The 18,976-nt window shown below is 68.0% G+C and carries 16 protein-coding genes; 7 read left to right on the top strand and 9 right to left on the bottom strand.

The features are described 5' to 3' along the window. The first annotated feature begins 13 nt into the window (after positions 1 to 13). Genes C8263_RS14005 through C8263_RS13995 form a run of 3 tightly spaced genes read left to right on the top strand, consistent with a single transcriptional unit; the run spans position 14 to position 1,715 of the window. Complete coding sequence (locus C8263_RS14005) at positions 14 to 364, top strand: diguanylate cyclase domain-containing protein (protein ID WP_158263812.1); 351 nt, start codon at positions 14 to 16, stop codon at positions 362 to 364. Beyond that, positions 298 to 513: a diguanylate cyclase domain-containing protein gene (locus C8263_RS19835; RefSeq protein WP_158263811.1), complete on the top strand. Its 216-nt coding sequence runs from the start codon at positions 298 to 300 to the stop codon at positions 511 to 513. The genes C8263_RS14005 and C8263_RS19835 overlap by 67 nt, the downstream gene beginning before the upstream one ends. Positions 514 to 554: 41 nt before the next feature. Further along, complete coding sequence (locus tag C8263_RS13995) at positions 555 to 1,715, top strand: acyl-CoA dehydrogenase family protein (protein WP_107138755.1); 1,161 nt, start codon at positions 555 to 557, stop codon at positions 1,713 to 1,715. A 14-nt stretch (positions 1,716 to 1,729) separates the two neighbouring features. On the opposite strand, the gene C8263_RS19335 is transcribed toward C8263_RS13995, so the two are convergent. From C8263_RS19335 to C8263_RS13970, 6 genes are all read right to left on the bottom strand, one after another. Beyond that, positions 1,730 to 1,894 carry a hypothetical protein gene (locus tag C8263_RS19335; protein WP_158263810.1) on the bottom strand — a complete coding sequence of 55 codons (165 nt, stop codon included), beginning with the start codon at positions 1,892 to 1,894 and terminating at the stop codon, positions 1,730 to 1,732. 488 nt (positions 1,895 to 2,382) lie between these two features. After that, a complete protein-coding gene (locus tag C8263_RS13990; RefSeq protein WP_233218823.1) occupies positions 2,383 to 3,957 on the bottom strand; it encodes a GGDEF domain-containing protein in 1,575 nt (524 codons plus the stop codon). Between the two features lie 144 nt (positions 3,958 to 4,101). Next, positions 4,102 to 5,112 carry a tyrosine-type recombinase/integrase gene (locus C8263_RS13985; RefSeq protein ID WP_107138754.1) on the bottom strand — a complete coding sequence of 337 codons (1,011 nt, stop codon included), beginning with the start codon at positions 5,110 to 5,112 and terminating at the stop codon, positions 4,102 to 4,104. 297 nt (positions 5,113 to 5,409) lie between these two features. Continuing rightward, entirely contained in the window at positions 5,410 to 7,293 is a 1,884-nt protein-coding gene (locus C8263_RS13980) for a PAS domain S-box protein (RefSeq protein WP_233218822.1), read from the bottom strand. Between the two features lie 388 nt (positions 7,294 to 7,681). Then, complete coding sequence (locus C8263_RS13975; RefSeq protein WP_146160696.1) at positions 7,682 to 8,563, bottom strand: site-specific integrase; 882 nt, start codon at positions 8,561 to 8,563, stop codon at positions 7,682 to 7,684. A gap of 712 nt (positions 8,564 to 9,275) precedes the next feature. Next, positions 9,276 to 9,815, bottom strand: coding sequence for a hypothetical protein (locus C8263_RS13970; RefSeq protein WP_107138751.1), 540 nt, complete (start codon positions 9,813 to 9,815; stop codon positions 9,276 to 9,278). Between the two features lie 307 nt (positions 9,816 to 10,122). Between C8263_RS13970 and C8263_RS13965 the strand changes: the two genes are divergently transcribed. Both C8263_RS13965 and C8263_RS13960 read left to right on the top strand, forming a co-directional pair. Then, the gene (locus C8263_RS13965; protein WP_107138750.1) at positions 10,123 to 10,419 is read left to right on the top strand and encodes a PqqD family protein; all 297 of its coding nucleotides are present in this window, start codon (positions 10,123 to 10,125) and stop codon (positions 10,417 to 10,419) included. Positions 10,420 to 10,586: 167 nt separating this feature from the next. Beyond that, the gene (locus C8263_RS13960; protein WP_107138749.1) at positions 10,587 to 13,748 is read left to right on the top strand and encodes a PAS domain-containing protein; all 3,162 of its coding nucleotides are present in this window, start codon (positions 10,587 to 10,589) and stop codon (positions 13,746 to 13,748) included. A gap of 319 nt (positions 13,749 to 14,067) precedes the next feature. Here C8263_RS13960 and C8263_RS13955 read toward each other — a convergent pair whose 3' ends face one another. Next, positions 14,068 to 14,553, bottom strand: a complete 486-nt coding sequence (locus C8263_RS13955; RefSeq protein WP_146160695.1) for a hypothetical protein — start codon at positions 14,551 to 14,553, stop codon at positions 14,068 to 14,070. Between the two features lie 355 nt (positions 14,554 to 14,908). Here C8263_RS13955 and C8263_RS13950 point away from each other — a divergent pair, with 355 nt between their 5' ends. Together C8263_RS13950 and C8263_RS13945 are read left to right on the top strand one after the other, a co-directional pair. Further along, entirely contained in the window at positions 14,909 to 15,814 is a 906-nt protein-coding gene (locus C8263_RS13950) for an MBL fold metallo-hydrolase (RefSeq protein ID WP_107138747.1), read from the top strand. Between the two features lie 100 nt (positions 15,815 to 15,914). Then, positions 15,915 to 17,774 (top strand): ABC transporter ATP-binding protein, encoded by a 1,860-nt coding sequence (locus C8263_RS13945; RefSeq protein ID WP_107138746.1) that lies wholly within the window; start codon positions 15,915 to 15,917, stop codon positions 17,772 to 17,774. Here C8263_RS13945 and C8263_RS19895 read toward each other — a convergent pair. After that, a complete protein-coding gene (locus C8263_RS19895) occupies positions 17,702 to 18,040 on the bottom strand; it encodes a helix-turn-helix domain-containing protein (protein ID WP_107138745.1) in 339 nt (112 codons plus the stop codon). The two genes, C8263_RS13945 and C8263_RS19895, sit on opposite strands and share 73 nt — an antisense overlap. Positions 18,041 to 18,481: 441 nt before the next feature. Then, positions 18,482 to 18,784 (bottom strand): hypothetical protein, encoded by a 303-nt coding sequence (locus tag C8263_RS18975; RefSeq protein WP_146160694.1) that lies wholly within the window; start codon positions 18,782 to 18,784, stop codon positions 18,482 to 18,484. Positions 18,785 to 18,976 lie beyond the last annotated feature (192 nt).

Raw genomic sequence — 18,976 nt, 5'->3', positions numbered from 1 at the left:
GCCGCGCGAACAGGTGCAGCTGGAGCGCCTGCGCGGCGAGAGTGAACACCAGCGGCGGCAGCGGCGCGCCCTGCTTGAAGACCACGACATCCTGCGGCACGACCGGCAGGCGCTGGCCCGGCAGGCCAGCCACGACCCCCTGACCGGGCTGCCCAACCGCGCGCACTTCCGGGCGCAGGGCGAGGCGCTGCTGGCCCAGCCGGATGGGGCCGAGTGCGCCGTGGTGTTCGTGGACCTGGACGGCTTCAAGCCGGTGAACGACGCCCACGGCCACGCGGGCCCGGTGACGCCCAGCTGGTGGCACGCAAGCTGCTGGACGCGGTCTCGGGGCCCTATACGCTGCCAGGGGCCGGGCAAACGGTGACGGTCAGCGCCTCGGTGGGGGTGGCCGTCACTCCCCAGGGCGGCCGGGACCTGACCACCCTGCTGCGCCGCGCTGACGAGGCCATGTACGCCGCCAAACGCCAGGGCCGCCGGCAGGTCTGCCTGTATGTGCCCCCGGCCAGCCCCTGAGCAGCGCCTGCACCCCGGCGCCATCTGCTATTCAGAGAAGCATGTTCGATGAATTCGCGGTGCAGGCCCTCCTGACGCCTGAAGAGCGGCAGGTGCAGCGGAGCGTGCGCGCCTTTGCCGACGCCGAACTGCTGCCCGAGGTGGCGCAGTGGTGGGACCGGGGCGAGCTGCCCGTGCGCGAGGTGATGCGCCGTTTCGGCGCCCTGGGCCTGCTGGGGCCCACCACCCCGGGCACCTACGGCGGGGCCGGCACCTCCTACAGCGCCTACGGCGTCATGATGTACGAGCTGGAGCGGGTGGACAGTGGCCTGCGGTCGGCCGCCAGCGTGCAGGGCAGCCTGGTCATGCTGCCTGTCCTGAGTTTTGGCAGCGAGGCGCAGAAAACGCGCTGGCTGCCTGGGCTGGCCAGTGGCGAGCTCATTGGCTGCTTTGGTCTCACGGAAAGCGAGGGTGGCAGCGATCCCGGCGCCATGCGCACCCGCGCCGTGCGCGACGGCGAACACTACGTCCTGAACGGCGCCAAGATGTGGATCACGGGCAGCCCGGTGGCCGACGTGGCCCTGGTCTGGGCGCGCGACGACGAGGGCGCGGTGCGCGGGTTCCTGGTGCCCACCGACACCCCGGGCTTCGCCGCCCCGGAGATTGGGCGCAAGCAGAGCCTGCGCGCCAGCGTCACCGGCGAGATCGTGTTAATCGATTGCCGCGTGCCCGCCAGCGCCATGCTGCCCGGGGCCCGGGGGCTGGGCGCGCCGCTGTCCTGCCTGGGGTCCGCGCGGTTTGGGATTGCCTGGGGGGCCATGGGCGCGCTGGAAGCGGTGCTGGGCGCTGCGCTGGACTATGTGGGCAGCCGCACCACCTTTGGCAAACCCCTGGCCGCCCGGCAACTGGTGCAGGACAAGCTGGCCCGCATGGCCACCGACCACAGTCTGGGCCTGCTGCTGGCGTGGCGCCTGGGCACCCTGAAAGACGGCGGCACCCTGAACCACGCCCAGGTCAGCTATGCCAAGCGGAACAACGTGCGCGCCGCGCTGCAGGGGGCGCGGCTGGCCCGCGAACTATTGGGTGGCAACGGCATCACCACCGAGTACCCGGTGATTCGCCACATGCTGAACCTTGAAACTGTGGACACCTACGAGGGCACCCACGACATCCACACCCTCATCATCGGCCGGCACCTGACCGGCCACAGCGCCCTGGAGTAACCGGGCCAGGCGGCTCAGGCCAGCGGGCCCCCGGCCTCCTCGGGGTTGGCAGGGGCAGGGGAGACCGGGGCGGGCCCTGGGTCGTGCCCGGGTTCGGGCGGCAGGGCGCCCGCCTGTTCCAGGGCCGCGCGCAGCCAGGCAATCTGGTCTGCATTGGCCTGGTCATGCTCGTGGGTCATGCCCCCATCCTGACACGTGATGTCCCGGCCTGTCGCCGCACATGCGGCCCCCGGGGCGGCTCGAGGAAACGGGCCGCCTCCAGCAGCCAGACTGGATGATACGGACGGCCGGCCGGTTCCGGATCATCCGGAAAAAAGGGGGGTGTTCTCCACCTTCGGCGCTGTTCCAGCCCAATTCCCCGAACTCCGCATCTGTTCCTTCTTTGCTCTGCAGCTCTGCGAGTTCCTCCGGTCGGAACAATTCCGGAACACATGACGGAATTGTTCGGAAGCCGTATAAGCCGAGAAACGCGGTATGTTTCCCCCGCACCGCTGGCAGGGGCCGGGAGCCGCTCGCGCCAGGAAAGGCTGAACCCCGGATCTCCGACGGTCGCCCCGCCCAGCCTGAACGGTGTCCGTCCCCTGGCTGCTCCGGTGTCTGTCTGTCCTGGCAAACTTCAGAGCAAAACCGAGTGTTCCATGCCATCCCCGGCCTTCTCCCCTCAGCGTCAACCGTCGGTGCACTCCAGTTCTCCGGCGTTCGTCTGAAGCTCGGCGTGAACGCTGTCGCGGCCAGCAGCCTTGGCGGCGTACAGCGCGCCGTCGGCCGCCTGCAAGATGGCCTTGACCGACGCGCCGCCCTGCACCGCTGTGACTCCGAAACTGCCGGTCACGCTCAGCCCTGGGGCAAGGTCCTGCCAGTTCAGGTCGCGCAGGGTCTGGCGCAGGCGCTCGCACACCCGGCGCGCTTCATTCAGGCCCAGCCCCGGCAGAATCAGCAGAAATTCCTCGCCGCCAAAGCGGGCCAGGCAGTCCTGGCTGCGCAGCTCGGCGCTCAGGCGCTGCGCCACCCGGATCAGCACCTCGTCGCCCACCGCGTGGCCAAAGCGGTCATTGACACTCTTGAAGTGGTCAATGTCCAGCAGGCCCACGCTGCTGGGGTGGCCACGCCGCGCCTCGGCCCAGACCTCGTGCAGGCGGTTCATGGCGCCGGCGCGGTTGGGCACGCCGGTCAGGGCGTCGCGCAGCGCCGCCTCGGCCAGGGCGCGGGCGCGTACCTCGGCTTCCTGGGCCTGGCGCTCAATCTGGCGCAGCTGCGCGGCCTGCTGGTAAAACGCCCGGTGCAGGGCCTGTGTGCGCCCGGTCAGCTGGCGCTGCACCTCAAACGCCTCGCGGTAGTGGCCCTGCTGCGCGCGGGCGTCGGCCACCGCCTGCCACGCCTGTACCGCCAGCAACTCTCGCCCGGCCCCCTCGAACAGCAGCGCGGCCTCCTGCGCGTCGGCCATCGCCGGGGTCCACTCGCCGCGCTCGGCCTGCACCCCGGCGCGTTCCAGCAGCGCCCGGCCCAGTTGCAGCGTCAGGCCCCCCAGGCGCGTCAGCGCCACCTGCTCGTTGGCCAGGGCCAGCGCCTCGCCGGGGCGCTCCCTCAGCAGGGCGTGTGCGGTCAGGGCGTCCAGAATGTCTGGGCCCCAGCGGGTCAGGTCCAGCGTCTGCCCGGTGCGCAGCGCCTGCACGAAGGCGGCCGACACCGGCAGCTGGGCCTGGAGCCGCGCGCGCAGTGGGGCCGGCAACTCGGTGCGCAGCGCCAGCGCCGCCGCCTTGACGTAATTGATGTGAAAGGACTCGTGCAGTTCGTGGCCCACCCGCTCGTCCTCGACGAGCAGGCCCGGCGCACAGTCCGAGTCCAGCAGCGCCTGCAGGCGGGCGGCGGCAGCGGCGTAGGCGCCGCGTTCCAGCTCAAAGTGCGAGGCATTGACCGCCACGAGTGCGACCCCCCGCGTGTCGCCACAGGCGCGGGCCAGCGTCTCGGCGCGGGCAAAATGCACGTCGGCACCCTGATCGTCGTAGGCGTCGGCCATCACCAGCGCGGCGGTGACGTGCGCCTTGGCTTCCAGGCGGGCGTCGCCCAGGTGTCGGGCGGCGTCCAGGCACTGCACGGCGTGCGTCATGGCCAGCGCCGAGTCGCCCAGTTCCAGGGCCACATACGCCGCGTCGCGGTGCAGCGTCATCAGGTCCGCGCCGCTGGCCTGCCGGATCTGCGCTTCAAGCGTCGCCAGGTCCGCGCGGTGCAGCGCCTGACTCACGCGCCCCCCAGCGCGCCGATGCGGGCGGGAAGATGGCTGCTGTTCACGGCTGCATGCTACTCCCCGCGCGGCCCCGGCGGCCCCCCCGGGGGGGGAGGGCCCCCGCTTGGTGGGGGGCGGGCCCCCAGCCGCGGGCCCGGGCGCCTACCAGCTGCTGAGATCGTCTTTCAGGTCGTCGGCGGCCAGCTGTGCGTAGCCCCGGCGGGTGGTGTCCACGCTCTCGTGGCCCAGGTGCGCCGCCACCCGCCCAAAGTCCCGGATCTGGCGGAGCAATCGAGTGCCGGCGTATTTTCGCCCGGCATGAAAGCCCCGGAAGGGCACCCCGGCAGCCTGAAATGCCTTTTCGGCGTGGTAGCGGGCGGTCATGGGATGGTGGTAGCGAAACACGTGGTCCTGCGGCGTGGTGCGCCTGCCGTCGGTGTGCTCGGGGCCCCCCGGTCCGTACAGGCGGCGGTAATGCCGCGCCGCCCGCGCCAGACTGGTGCTCAGCGCCACCACCCGCGCCTTGCGCCCCTTGCCGCTGCGCACCTGCACCCGCCGGGCCGCTTCATCCAGATCGTCCCAGTGCAGCGCCAGCGCCTCGCTGATGCGCAGCCCCGCGTGGGCCGTGAGAAACAGCAGGAATTTCACCTGCACGTCGGCGCTTTCCAGCACGTCGGCCAGCTCATCCTCGCTGTAGGGCGGGCGCTTCACGATACCGGGCGTGCGGTCCCGGGGCACCCGCACGTCCCGGAAAGGATCGGCGTCGGTGGCCCCGGCCCAGCGCAGCGCGCGGTACAGGGCGCCGGCCGCCGCCACCTTGAGCTGCACCCCGGCGGGTTTGCGCCCCGCTGCCAGCATGTGGTTCACGTAGCTCTGAGCGTCGTGCCGGCCTGGCCGCAGCAGGTTGAGGGCCTGACCCGCCGCGTAGTCCAGAAACTGCCGCGCTCCCAGTTCGTACGCCTCAATGGTGCGGCGGCTGGTCAGCACCCCGCTGCCACCCTGATGGGCGAGGTGCGCGGTGGTCAGCGACACCAGCGCCAGGGTGTCGCGGTCGCCGGCGGCCCTCACCGCCCGGCGGCGCAGCTCGTCGTCTGGCAGGTTGGTCCATTCGCGGGTCCGCGCCAGCAGAGTGTGGCGGGCCAGGGCCAGGGGAAGCGAGGTAGGGGCGTCCATTCGCTTTATCTTACCTAATGCTGCTTAGGTCAGAGAAGTGAAACTTGCTGGCCCCGCCTCGTCTGACGACCGTAGAACGCCACGCCCAGAGTCCTGTGGGGGCCCACCAGGGCTTAGCTGGCCCCCGTGCCATGAGCAACCCGCGCCAGAACGGGGAAAAATCTTCTGCTCACAGAATCGTCAGGAAGGCGTTAGGAATGAGGTGTCGGCCCCTGGAGTCCAGCCCCCGTCTTCCTGGGGCCTTCCTGACGATTCTGGATGAATCCGAATTCACCATGGCGTCTGAGACGCGAAAAATCACTCCGCCACTTTCGCGCTGTTCTCGGCCTGTAGCGCCCGGCGCCCGGCGCCCAGCCACGCCTCGAACGCGGCCACCACCGCGGGGTCAAACTGGCGCCCTGCCTGGGCACGGATTTCGGCCACCGCCGCTTCCACTGTCCAGGCGCGCTTGTAGGGCCGCTCGCTGGTCAACGCGTCGAAGACGTCGGCCACCGCCACGATGCGGCCCAGCAGCGGAATGGCTTCGCCCATCAGCCCCTGCGGGTAGCCGGCGCCGTCCCAGCGCTCGTGGTGGGTCAGGGCAATCGTCTGCGCCGCCTGCATCAGCGCCGAGTGGCTGTCGTTCAGCAGGCTGGCGCCGATGGTCGTGTGCGTCTTGACCATCTCGAATTCCTCGGACGTCAGGCGGCCGGGCTTGAGCAGGATGGCGTCGGGCACCCCGATCTTGCCCACGTCGTGCAGGGGCGCGGCGCGGGCGATCAGCTTCACCTGCTCGCCGGGCAGGCCCAGCTGCGCGGCGATGCCGGCGGCGGCCTGCGCCACGCGGTGGACGTGTTCGCCGGTGTCCTCGTCGCGGTGTTCGGCAGCGCGGGCCAGCCGCTCCAGGGTTTCAAGCTGCGCCGCTTCCAGTTCCTGGGTGCGGGTCTGCACATGTGCGGCCAGCTGGGCGTTTTGCCGTTCCAGTTGCTCGGCCAGCGCCTTGCGGTCCGTCAGGTCAATGGCCGAGCCGATCAGGCCCAGCACCTCGCCCTGGGCGCCGTGGTAGGCGCTTTTGGTCGACAGGAAACTGCGCACCCGGCCGTCGGGCAGCTGGTCGGTGACCTCGTACTGCGCGGTCTGACCGGTGTCCAGCACCAGCCGGTCCTGGCGGCCCGAGTGCAGGGCGGTGGCCTCGGGAAACAGCTCGTGGTCGCTGCGGCCCAGAATCTCGTCGGCCGGGCGCCCAATCAGCCCGGCGCCCGCCGCGTTGATCATCACGTAGCGCTCCTGCCGGTCTTTCACAAAGATGGCTTCCGGCACCGTGTCCACCACCGCGCGCAGCAGGGCGTGGCTGTCGCGCCGGGCCTCCTCGGCGGCGCGGCGCTCGGTCAGGTCACGCAGGTGGGCGGTAAACAGCACCTCCTCACCGCTATCCACCGCCGAGATGGCCAGCTCGCAGGGAAAGCTCTCGCCGCTGCGCCGCAGCGCCGGCACTTCAATGCGGCGGCCCAGCACCGGCCCCTGTCCGGTGCGCAGATAGTGGGCCAGCCCGCGCCGGTGGGCCTCGCGGGCGTCTGGGGGCACAATCAGCTCGGCCAGTTCCCGCCCAGCGGCTTCCTGCCGGGTGTAGCCGAAGGTTTGCTCAGCCGCTGCATTCCACTCCAGCACACGCCCCCGGCTGTCCATGGTCACCACGCAGTCCAGCGCGGCGTTCAGCATGGCGTCTTTCAGGGCCTCGCTGCGCCGCTGCTGGTGCAGGGCCTGCTGGGTCGCCTGCAGGGCGCGGCCCAGTTCCAGTTCCCGCACCACCGTGTCGGCCAGGTCCTGCAGGGCCCGGCGGTCGTCTTCACCAAAGTCGGCGCGCGGCTGGTGGTCCAGGACGCTCAGGGTGCCCACCACCGGGCCCCCCGGCAGGCGCAGCGGCGCACCTGCATAAAAGTGGATAAACGGCGTCCCGGTGACCAGGGGACTGTGGCGCAGGCTCGGGTGCGCGTGGGGGTCGGTGACCACCAGCGGCTCGCTGGCCCCCAGAACCTGCTCACAGAACAGCCGCACGGGGTCCAGCCCCGTGAGGTCCAGGCCCAGGGCGCTCCTGAACCAGAACAGTCCGTCGTCCATCAACGCGATCAGCACAATGGGGCTGCCCAGCACCCGTCCGGCCAGCGCCGCCAGCCGGTCAAAGGCCGGCTCGGGCGCGGGCAAGGGGCGGAGCGGGTGGAGGTCAGAGCCGGGGCCGGCGTCCAGCGCGGACATATCTGTGCACGCTAATACCGCCACTCTCACGCCGCTCTGACAGTGGGTCGACGGGCCCTGGCCTCCATCTGGCACTCATCAAGTCAGAAAGGCAGCGAGGGCACAGGATCGCTGATGTTGGGTGGTGTCCGGAGGTCTGGCCTCGCCAACGCTCCTTCAGACGGATGGCCGTCCATTTCCGTAACATCCGGGAAGAAGGGGGATGTTCCCCGCCTTCGGCGCTGTTCCAGCCCAATTCCCGGAAATCCGCATTTGTTCCTTCTCTGCTGCGCAGCTCTTCGAGTCCCTCCGGTCGAAAAAATTCCGTAAGGTGTTCCGGAATTTTTCGGAAGCCGTATCACTCCTCCGGGTGCAGGGCCTGGGCCACGGTTCTGGCCAGGTTGGTGGCGCGCGCCAGCTGCCGCTCACCGTCTTCCGGGGCGTAGCCCGCGCTGCGAGGCGTGTGTGGGTGGTCGCGCAAGCTGGCGCGGCGCAGATCGCCCGGACTGGCGTAGGGAATGGGTGTGGCCCGGCAGGCGCGCATCAGCTCTGCGCGGAAGGTCGCTTCATTGGGCCAGGGAAACAGGCGCCGGCGGGTATCCAGGCGCGCGGGCAGGCTCTCGTCACCCAGCAGGCCGCCCGCCTGAATGACCAGTGGCATCAGGGCATCTTTGGCCCGCTGCGACAGTGGCGTGCGGCCCGCGCTCCGGGCCAGTTCGTAGCCGGTGAGGTTGAGGTGGTCCCAGGTGAGGCTCAGCAGTTCGCTGACCTTCAGGGCGTGTTCGTCGATGAGCACCAGAGCGGCGTGCAGCGCGGCCAGATCGGCGTGGCGTCGTGTGTGCCCATGGAGGCGCTGCACCTGTTCGCGCGGCGTGCCGGGCAGATCGGCAAATTCCTTGGGTGGCCGCTGCAGGCCCTGCATGGGGTGTTCCGTGACGGCTCCCACCGCCACAGCGTAGGTGTACAGCGCACTCATGGCGCCCAGACGGGCCCGCACCGTGTTTGGCCGGGCTACTGTGCCGTTGCGGTTGGTGGCCGCCACACCGCTGAGCAGTTCAGAGAGTTCGGCAGAGGGGCGCTGCAGGTTGACCCCGGTGGCCTGCGCCTGGGCGAAGAAGGGCGAAAGCAGGCGCAGCAGATGATCGGTGCGAATCCGCAGGTGGTCCTTGACCAGCGGAAAGAGTTCGTCCAGATCGGCAGCAGCCAGCGCCTGGGACAGCCGGGCAATGTCAGGGGCCATGGCCACAGTGTACATAGATTCGGGAATCTTTTTTGATAGTTCTCTTATACCCTGTTACAGAGCGTAAAACTCTTTTGCACAAAAGCCAAAAACATCAAGGCTATAGCCCCTGACAGAGCCTCACATATTCACTCAACAGTCTTTCCTACACCGCTCAAGCGCTGGCACAGGCGTGGGCAGGACAAACCACCCTGAGAGGAGTTGAGCTGAAAGGAGGCACAAGGGCAGCAATGCCCTCTCAATAGGGAGTGACAGGCCTGCTCCCTGTGCTTTGGCAGGTGCCTATGCCAAAGTCTTATTTTCTCCAAGCCAGGGAGATGTGGCTTGTTTTAACCGCTGCCAACGCAATTATTGCGCGCAACGCCCCAATCTGTACTCACAATTGAGTCAGATTATCAAGGCGCAACAGGCCGTCTTGAGCCCTGCGGTACGGTGAGTCACGTGGCCGGTAGCATCCGCGGAGGCAAGAGCCGCATTCCAGCGGTAAGCCACCCAGTCGTTGTAGCCACAGGCGCCCGAGCATCTCCTCACACGCCGACGTCCAAAAACCCTGCTAGGTTCAGAACAACAGGTCCGCTGATGCCACTGCAGGCAAACCGACGCTTGTCCCCCTGCTCAACTTATGGCCGCGGCGCGAGCGAGGCTGCGGTTTAACCTGAGCCAGCACCCCTTCCGCCGGCTGCAGACGATAAATCTGGAGGGGCCGAACGCCTTATTTCTTGAGGGTCAGTGTGCAGGTGCCGACCTTCATGCCAGCGGCCCGCATGATGCGGAGCGCTTCCTCGGTCGTCGTGGGGTCCGGCGCGGTGGGATCAACCTTGTCCGACTCGGCCTGTAATTCCTCCAGACTCCCACTCATCAGGGCGCCCGTGATGCCAGCAGGGGTCCTGAAGCCGAAGCACATCAGCACGTCGTTCCCAGTCAGGAAGGCTGAGAGCATTTCACCCACAAAGACTTTGCCCGTCTGTGGGTGATAATCGAAAAACCCCATTTCTGAGTCGAAGGACCAGCCTTCGCTGTCAGACCAGCTGGGGGCCTGCATCGTGAGCACAATGGCCCGGCTGACCTTCTGACCATCGGCTCTAGTCCCACTCAGAATCCAGGTCTGACCGGGCTTCACCGGCGACTGCGCCGCGAGGGCCGTTGGAGGACGAGCAGACACCGTCATACGGGGCTGGGGCGGCTCAGCCCCGCCGGTCAGGCCCACGCTTGAGCACAGCAGACAGGTGAGGGCCAAGGCGACACGGATCATGACCGGGAGTGTAGCAGAGGGGACGAAAAGGGGGTATTGGCGCACTGTGCCTGTACAGTGGCTGTGCCCAAGGCACAAGCCTGGGCTGGGGGTGCTTGGGCGAGGGAGAGCAAAGAAGAGGTAGCAGCATGATGGGTCATCAGCCGATGGTGCGATCTGATTGGTTTATGAAGGCAAATAGGCCCGTTGCGCGCAACTATTAACTACATCCAGCGGCAAGAAGGAAAGATGCATCAAAAAAGATTCCCGAATCTTACGCCAACTCCTCAATGGTTCCCTGTCCACACCCGGACGCTATGCTGCGGCCATGTGGGAAACGGACCCCGAAGTGCTGGTCACCGATCTGGGCGATGAACTGATTCTGATGCACGCGGGCCGGAGCCTGATGTACAGCCTGAACGCCACGGGCCGCGCCGCGTGGCTGGCTCTGCCCGCCACCACCCAGGGGGTGGGCGCCGCCCTGAGCGCCGCCTTCCAGGTCCCTGCCGCACAGGCTGAGCAGGACGCTCACACCCTCCTGGTCGATCTGGCCACACAGGGCATGGTGCGCCAGGGCTTAGAGCCAGAGCCTCGGGAGCTCGCTGTTGGTCCTGAGAGCAAGTGAGCGAGCCGGGGAGCGAAAACACGGCCTTGCACTGCCGAGGAAAGAGGAGTCAAACGCTGAGCAGTGACAGGAAAAGGTGCCATCTCCCCCACTGCGGAACCCAGCAGTCCCGACACGTCTTCCCTCTGCGCCCTGCTTTTCCGGCCAGCGCTTAAGATGAGTGGGTGATGTCAGAGCGGACCCTGGTGCCTTCTTCGTTCAGTCCGCTTGATGTTCTTCCACTGCCCACCTGCATTCAGGATGCGGGCGGCGCCGTGATCTACGCCAATCCCGAGCTGGCGGCCCAGACTGGCCTGGAGGCGGGCCCGCTGTGTGCTGCTGGCCTGGGTGCGCTGCTGCATCCAGAGGACCGCCAGACACTCCAGACACAGTGGCCCCGCACCGCCCTGGACCCCGGGCCCAGTGTGCACGACGTTCGTCTGCGGCTGGCCAGTGGGGGCTACCGCTGGCAGCGCCTGCACCGCCGCCCGGTGTGGGCCGGGTCCGACCTGGCCTATGTGCTGAATACGCTGCACGACCTGCAGCCCCAGCGCGACGCCCAGGAGCACTACAGAGGCCTGCAGGCCCTGACGGGAACGCTGGCCAGGGCGCAAACGCTGACCGAGGTGCAGGCCGCCCTGCCCCAGGTGGCCGGCGTACTGGGGGCAACCCAGGCCCACCTCAGCGTGTGCCGGGGCGACAGCCTGCACCTCTTGATGGACGGGAACGGGGCCCAGGAGCGGACCTTGCCCCTGACCCCCGGCAGCGCCCTGGCCGGGCTGCTGGCGGCGGGCGAGCCGGTGCTGCTCAGCGCCCCGGCGCTGGCCGCGCGCTTTCCCGAATGGGCGCTGGGCACAGAAGCCTGGACAGCAACCCCGGTTCAGGCGCTCATCCCCCTGCACACTGGTCCAGGCGGGCGCGCGGTGGGCCTGCTGAGGCTGGGGTTCCCCAGTCCCCGTCCACTGGGCACCGACGAGCGCGGTGTTCTGCAGGCCAGTGCGGCGCTGTTCGCGCAGGCGCTGGACCGCGCCGCGTGGCAGGCGGAACGGGCGCAGGCCGGGCGCACGCGGCGGGTGCTGGACACCACCCCGCAGCTGGTGTGGACCGTGAACATCGAGAGCGGCGAGGCGCAGTTCAATCCCAGCTGGCGCCGCTACACCGGCTGCCCCGAACATGCTGGGCACGAGGTCTGGCGCGAGGTGATTCACCCGGACGACCTGGGCCTGGTGCGGGCGGCCACCACGCCGGCGCCGCAGGCCCCCTTTCAGCAGGAGGTGCGGCTGCGGCGCCGGGACGGCGCCTACGAGTGGCATCAGGTGCAGCTCACGCCCCTGCAGGGTCACGAGTGGCTGGGCAGCGCCACCAATGTCCACCAGCAGCACGAAGTGCAACTGGCCCTCGCGCGCAGCGAGGCGCAGCTCTCGGCGGTGCTGGACGCCCTGCCGGTGGGCGTGCTGCTGGCCGATCCCGCCGGTCACCTGATCCGGGACAACGCCGCGCACCGTGAGCTGTGGGGCATGGCCCCCGAAACCAGCCGCTGGGAGGAGTACGGCGAGTGGGCCGGCTGGTGGCCCGGCACCGGCCAGCGTATCCAGGCCCACGAGTGGGGCATGGCCCGCGCCCTGCTGCAGGGTGAGACCGTTCGGGGCGAACTGGTGGAATACCAGCCGTTTGGCGGCACGGAGCGGCGCTTTTTCCTGAACAACGCCGCGCCCATCCTGGGCGCCGGGGGCCAGTTGCTGGGGGCGGTGGTGGCCGAGCAGGACGTCACCGCGAGGATGGCGGCCGAACAGGCGCTGCAGCAGCATGTCGAGCGGATTGGGCTGGCGCTCGCAGCGGGCGCGATTCTGGGCACATGGTTCTGGGACCTGCGCCACGACCGCTTTACTGTGGACGAGGCGTTTGCCACCAGTTTCGGACTGGACCCCGCGCTGGGGCAGGAGGGCCTGAGCCTGGAACAAGTGATCGCCACCGTACACCCAGACGACCGCCCCGGTCTGGTGGCGGCCATTGACGAGGCGGTGGCGCGGGGCGGCCCATACGCGCATGAATACCGGGTCCGGCGGCGCGACGGCCAGTATTACTGGATCGAGGCCAACGGCCGCGTGGACCTGGACGGGGACGGCACGCCTCTCTCGTTTCCCGGGGTGCTGCTGGACGTGCAGGAGCGCCGGGCCGTGCTGGCTGCCCTGCGCGAGAGCGAGGAGCGTTTTCGTGAGCTGGCCGACCATATCAGCCAGTTCGCCTGGACCGCCGACCCCTCAGGGGCCATCGGGTGGTTCAACCAGCGCTGGTACGACTACACCGGCACCACACTCGAAGAGGTGCAGGGCTGGGGCTGGGCCCAGCTGCACCACCCCGAGCACCGGGACGAGGTGGTGCGCAAGTTCAGCCACGCAGTCAAGGCCGGTGAGCCGTGGGAGGACACCTTTCCCCTGCGCTCCAGGACGGGCGAGTACCGGTGGTTCCTGTCGCGGGCCGTGCCCATCCGGGACGCGCAGGGACAGATTGTGCGCTGGTTTGGCACGAACACGGACGTGACCGCGCAGCGGGAAGCGCAGGCCCAGCTGGCCGAACTGGCAGCCTCACTGGAACGGCGGGTGCAGGCGCGCACCGCCGAACTGGAACGGGCCAACGCGGAACTGCAGCGCAGCAACATGGAACTGGAGCGTTTCGCGTATATCACCTCGCACGATCTGAAAGAACCCATTCGCACCGTGGCCAGCTTCACGGGGCTGATCGCGCAGCGCTACGGCGGGCAGCTGGACGAGCGCGCCCACCTGTATCTGGGCATGATCGAGAAAGGCGCTGAGCGCATGCGGGCTCTGGTGGACGACCTGCTGACCTACTCGCGCCTGAGCGGTGACGCAGCGCCCCTGCAGCCAGTGGACCTGCGCACCCCGCTCACCGAGGCCCTGGCCCGCCTGAGCCGCCGCCTGGAAGAAACCGGGGCGCGCGTGACTGTGGGCGAGTTGCCCGAGGTACTGGGTGACGGCCCACAGCTGGCCCAGCTGCTGCAGAACCTGCTGTCCAACGCCCTGAAGTTCACCCGCCCGGGGGTCACGCCCGAGATTCACCTGGACGCTGCGCGCGAAGGTCAGGCGTGGCACCTGCGTGTGGCCGACAACGGCATTGGCATTGAGGCGGCCTATCTGCAGCGCATCTTCGTGCTGTTTCAGCGCCTGCACGCCCGCGACCAGTACGAGGGCACCGGGCTGGGCCTGGGAATCTGTCAGAAGATTGTCGAGCGCCACGGCGGCGCCCTCTGGGCCGAGAGCACTCCGGGCGTGGGCAGCACCTTTCACTTTACCCTGCCGCTGGCGCCGGAGAAGGCTTCAGCAGCGCCCTGATACGGCTTCCGAACCACTCTGCAAGGGTGACAGGATGGTTCCGACCCCACGGCCACAGAGAGCTGCGCAGCGCAAAACGAACAGTACGGATGCCCAGGAGGTGGGCTGGAACGGCGCCGACGGCGGGGAGCACCCAGGTCCTCTTTGACTGCTCTGGAAATGGACGGCAGACCGGGGGGTAGAGGAAGTGGGGGCGGCGACATGGCCCACTCTCTACTGGCCGCCTGTGATACGGACGGCCGCCTGTGGCGATTTCGCAATGGGCTTCGCCACCTTGACGTCCATCACAGGCCTCCCCACGCCGTGCACCCAAGGTGTGTCAGGTCTTTGGAGAGGCCCCTTCATGGTCAGGCCCCAGGGACTCGTGCTGACGCTTGAGCCTCAATGCCCGGAGCATGATCCAGCAGGTAACCACCAGACCGGGCAGCGTGATGGCGGCCTGGACGGCCGCAACGCCGGCATACCCCTCCTTCTCCAGCCCCTCGGTAATCAGAAAGCTCAGTGGAGCAACCAGGGCCGTCAGGCTGAGGACCCGTGGATCACGTCGCCACCACCAACGAACCGGCAACACCGTGGCTATGCTCAGCACCCAGGTGGCCGCCGTGAAGAGGAGCAGCACCGTCCCCATCAAGAGGTGGCCACTCCCAGGAACGCCCATCAGGCTCCACGTACCGACTATCAGGGTGTACCCACACATGCATCCTGCGATCAGCGTGGCCCAGATACCGAGCATGGTGGTCAGCCATCCTGGCAACTGGCCCATGACGACCTGCAGGCGGGCGCCCAGTGGTGTGGACGAACTCACCCTCGGCACCCGCCCGTGCTACGGAGTACGTCTGAAGGAATCGGGCGCATGTGGAACAAAGGCGATACGAGTGACGACATAAGTTCATCTCGTATGTTGAGGCGTCGCGCAGTGGCCGCCGTCCTGATACACCTACATTCTGCTTAACGAACGTCGAAAAGCCAGAATCCGTCTGGGTTGAAAGCGTGTCGTGACTTCATCTTGAACGCCCATCGCCAAAGGCCGTCGGGAACACATGAAGCCCGGAGGCCGGATTTCCTGAGGGTGGCCTGGGGCGCCGCTCATCCTGTCAGGGGACCTAGGCGACCAGACTCCGGTGTGGCGGCGAGGACCGCCGCCTTTCAAGGAGGTGGTCATGAGCTCCATTCTTTCCGCCACTGGCCAGCTGAGCTGGCTGCGGCCAGATGTGGCGCGGCTGCGCCTGCCGCTGGTGAACGTGTATTTCGTGGGCCACCCCGGCCAGGACTGGGTGCTGGTGGACGCGGGCCTGCCTGGAACAGCCGGGCTGATTGAGCGGGCCGCGCAGGCGGCTTACGGCGGGCGCGCGCCGCGCGCCATTGTGCTGACCCACGGCCACCTGGACCATGTGGGGACGCTGCGGGCGCTGCATCGCCGCTGGGCAGCCCCCATCTTCGTGCATCCCCTGGAGCGGCCCTTCGTGACCGGCCAGGCGCGCTATCCCTGGCCAGACCCCCTGGTGGGCGGCGGGATGAGCCTGCTTTCCCCGGCGTTCGTGCCCGGGCCCTTTGATTTCGGGTCAGCGGTGCAGACCCTGCCAGAGGGGGGCGAGGTGCCGGCGCTGCCGGACTGGCGCTGGCTGCACACGCCGGGGCACACCGACGGCCACGTGGCCCTGTGGCGCGCGGCCGACCGCACTCTGCTGGCCGGTGACGCGGTGGTCACCACCCACCAGGCCACGGTGCGCGGCGCGCTGACCCTGCACCCGGTCTCGGTGCAGGGGCCGCCCAGCTATTACACGCCCAACTGGACGGCGGCGCACACCTCGGCGCAGCAGCTGGCTGAACTGGAGGCCGACCTGCTGGCCACCGGCCACGGGCACCCAGTCCAGGGACCCCAGGTGGCAGCTGATCTGACGCGGCTGGCGCGCACCTTCGACGAGCGCAGCCGGCCTTTTGGCGGCTGGTACACCCGCCACCCCGTGCCGGTGGGCGGCCCGGTGCCCCGGGGACCCGGGCCACTGGGTCGCCCGCTGGCCGGACTGGGCGCCCTGGCTGCCCTGTGGTGGCTGACCCGGCGCTAAGGCAAACCCTGGCTCCACCCTGGGCAAAGGCCCTGGGCGTCCGGGTGAATGCACTGGGCCGCGGTGCCGCTGCTCGCCCGTGCGGCATGCTGAGGCCCAGATGACCACGCCCCGCGCGCCCGCCCCGCCCCCCGCCGAGACCCTGAGCCTGCGCGAGCGCCTGCACGATCTGCGCGCCACGCTGGCGCTGGTGTGGGCCGCCAGTCCCCGGCACAGCCTGGTCTATGTGGCCACCACACTGGCGGCCAGCGCCCTGCCAGCGGCCAACCTGTATATCAGCAAACTGCTGCTCGACGAGGTGGCCCGCGCGGCGCAGGGCGGGGTGACCTACCGTGCGCTGCTGGTCCTGCTGGCCGTGCAGGTGGGGCTGGTGGTGCTGGGCAGCCTGCTCTCCACCCTGCAGGCAGCGGCGCAGCAACTGCTGGGCGACAGCCTGCAGCACGCGGTCAGCCGCCGCATTCTGACCAAGGCCGCTGCCCTGAGCGTGGAGAGTTTCGAGCACGCTGAAACCTACGACCGGCTGCAGCAGGCGTACCGCGAGGTGGGGTCGCGCCCCCTGGGGGTGGCCACGCAGCTGGTGTCGCTGGCCGGAGGGCTGGTCACGCTGGGCTCGGTGGGGGCGCTGATGCTCACGCTGGGACCCTGGGTACTGCCGCTGGTGATGCTGGCCACGGTGCCCGGGGTGATCGTGAACAACCGCTTCGGCGTGGAAGGCTACCGCATGCTGCGCCGCCAGACCCACGACGCGCGCGTGCAGAATTACCTGGGCAGCCTCCTCACCTCCGACGCACAGGTCAAGGAGGTGCGCCTCTTTGGCTTCGAGACTGAACTGCTGTCGCGCTGGCGCGACTACTACCTGGGCTTTCGCCGCCAGCTCGAAGCCCTGGTGCGCCGCCGCGCGGGCTGGGGCTTCGCTGCGTCGCTGCTCAGCGCGCTGCTTATTGGGCTGGCCAGCGCCCTGATTCTGCGCCGGGCGGCGGCCGGGCAGGTGAGCGCCGGGGAATTCAGCGTGTTCGTGCTGGGCATCGCGCAGGTGCAGAGCACGGTCAGCGGGCTGCTGGGCGGCGGCAGCGCGGTGTACCAGAACCTGCTGTACATGCGCAACCTCTTTGCCTTTTTAGAGTTGCCCAGCCGCGACCTGGACGCCGGGGAACCGTGGCAGGGACCCATCCACACCATCGAGTTCCGCCGCGTGGGTTTCCGCTACCCCCTGACCGAGCGCGACGTGCTGCGCGACGTGAGCTTCACGGTGCGGCGGGGGCAGGCCCTGGCCCTGGTGGGCGAGAACGGCGCGGGCAAGACCACGGTGATCAAGCTGCTGACCCTGCTGTTCTCCCCCACCAGCGGCCAGATTCTGCTGAACGGCGAGGACGCCGCGCGCTTCAGTCCGCGCAGCGTGCAGCGCGAGATGAGCGTGATCTTCCAGGATTTCGGCCAGTATCAGCTGAGCGCGCGCGCCAACGTGGCCCTGGCCACTGCCTCCGACCCCGCGCAGGAAGCTGGGGTGGCCCGGGCGGTCACGCGGGCAGGCGCCGACTTTGTGGGGACGCTGCCGGACGGGCTGGACACACCGCTGGGCCGGCTGTTTCAGGGCGGGCGCCAGCTCTCGGGCGGGCAGTGGCAACGCCTCGCCCTGGCCCGGCTGTATTTCCGCGACGCCTCGGTGCTGGTCTTCGATGAGCCCACCGCCGCCCTGGACGCCCGCGCCGAGTTCGAGACCATTCAGGCGCTGCGCGAGGAAACGCGCGGGCGCATCACCCTGCTCATCTCGCACCGCTTTTCCACTGTGCGCCTGGCCGACCTGATTCTGGTGCTCTCGGGGGGCGAGGTGGCCGAAGCGGGCAGCCACGCCGAACTGATGGCGCGCGGCGGGCGCTACGCGGCGCTCTACGACCTGCAGGCGCAGGGGTATGTGAGCGAGGCGGAGCGTGTGCCCCGCCCGGATGGGCCCACAGGATGAATCGTGCGCGGCGCTTTGCCTTGGGCTGGCCCATCGGCCAGCCCCGCGATGCCCTGCTGTTCAAAGCGCGTCAGATCGTTGTGCACCGCTTGTGGATTGCGCTCGAAGTGCTGCGCGAGCTGGGTGACTGTCCAGCCCGCTCGGTGCAACCGAAGCAGGGTCGCCCGGAAGCGCACTTTCGGATGCACGTGGACATTGAACTCCAGCGCACGGAGCTGCTGGTCAGCAGCTTCGCTGATCTCGATTCGTCGCGTAGGGCGGCCCATGCCCGAATCCTACTTCTTATTCACGAGCTACTTAAGGACGTTGCACCTCACGTTACGACTTTGCAGGAGAGCACCGCAAAGTCTCCACTCCCGGTGCAACGTCCTTTTTTCGATACTCGCTCCGCTCGGTTGATCTAAAGATCAACAGCGAGCTACTTAGGTGAAGCTGCGTTGCGAACTGAGGTGGGGATAGACCGCTGAGTGTTGCTGGTGTTTCTGGCCTGGACGCTGGCTATCCTCCACCGAGAAGCAGGCATAACCCTGGAAGCATGTGCCGCGCTGGCCGTGCCCAGGGTGATACCACTCGTGTACTTAAACCCTCTCCTCAACACATTCAGCAAAAATGCAGATTTTCTCGCTCAGCACGGCCATCCACTCCACTATGCGAGGTGCAACTCCTGAGCCTTAGAGGCCACCAGCTCTCATTGTGGGACTTTTTGATTACGGTATGCGACGACGTAAGCGGGGAGCAAGCCAGTTCCAAAGCCCGAGAGCCAGGAGGAGTACGAAACCAATTAACCCTATGTAGTCTAGGAAATCGTCAACAACCCAATACAAGAAAGGTTTCCAAGCGGGAATAAGTTCAGGAAGCACGAGGAACACCGCCAGAAAAGCAAATGTGAATGCGGCCTCGTGTCTAATCTTTCGCCACGAAGCACGTTTATAAGCCTTCCGGTAGACCAAGAAATAGGCCGTGAGAAGGGCCAAGCCGATCAATACATCCTCTGCGGACAGCCCCAGCATAGTTCTAGAGTACGCCACTCAGAAGAGGACTCGGACGACTGATGACCTTGACCGCTAATGGCTGCCTCTCGCCCCTCATTGCCAGTGGGCAAGAAAAGTTCAGGGAACACAGCCATTCAGACGTATCACGAATTGGACAAAATTTCGGTCTTCGCCAGGTGAGACCCTTCTCGAGCCGCTGCCCTCGCGCCC

The sequence above is a fragment of the Deinococcus arcticus genome (assembly GCF_003028415.1).
GTDB classification, from domain to species: domain Bacteria; phylum Deinococcota; class Deinococci; order Deinococcales; family Deinococcaceae; genus Deinococcus; species Deinococcus arcticus.
This window is presented reverse-complemented; position numbering and strand designations above follow the sequence as displayed.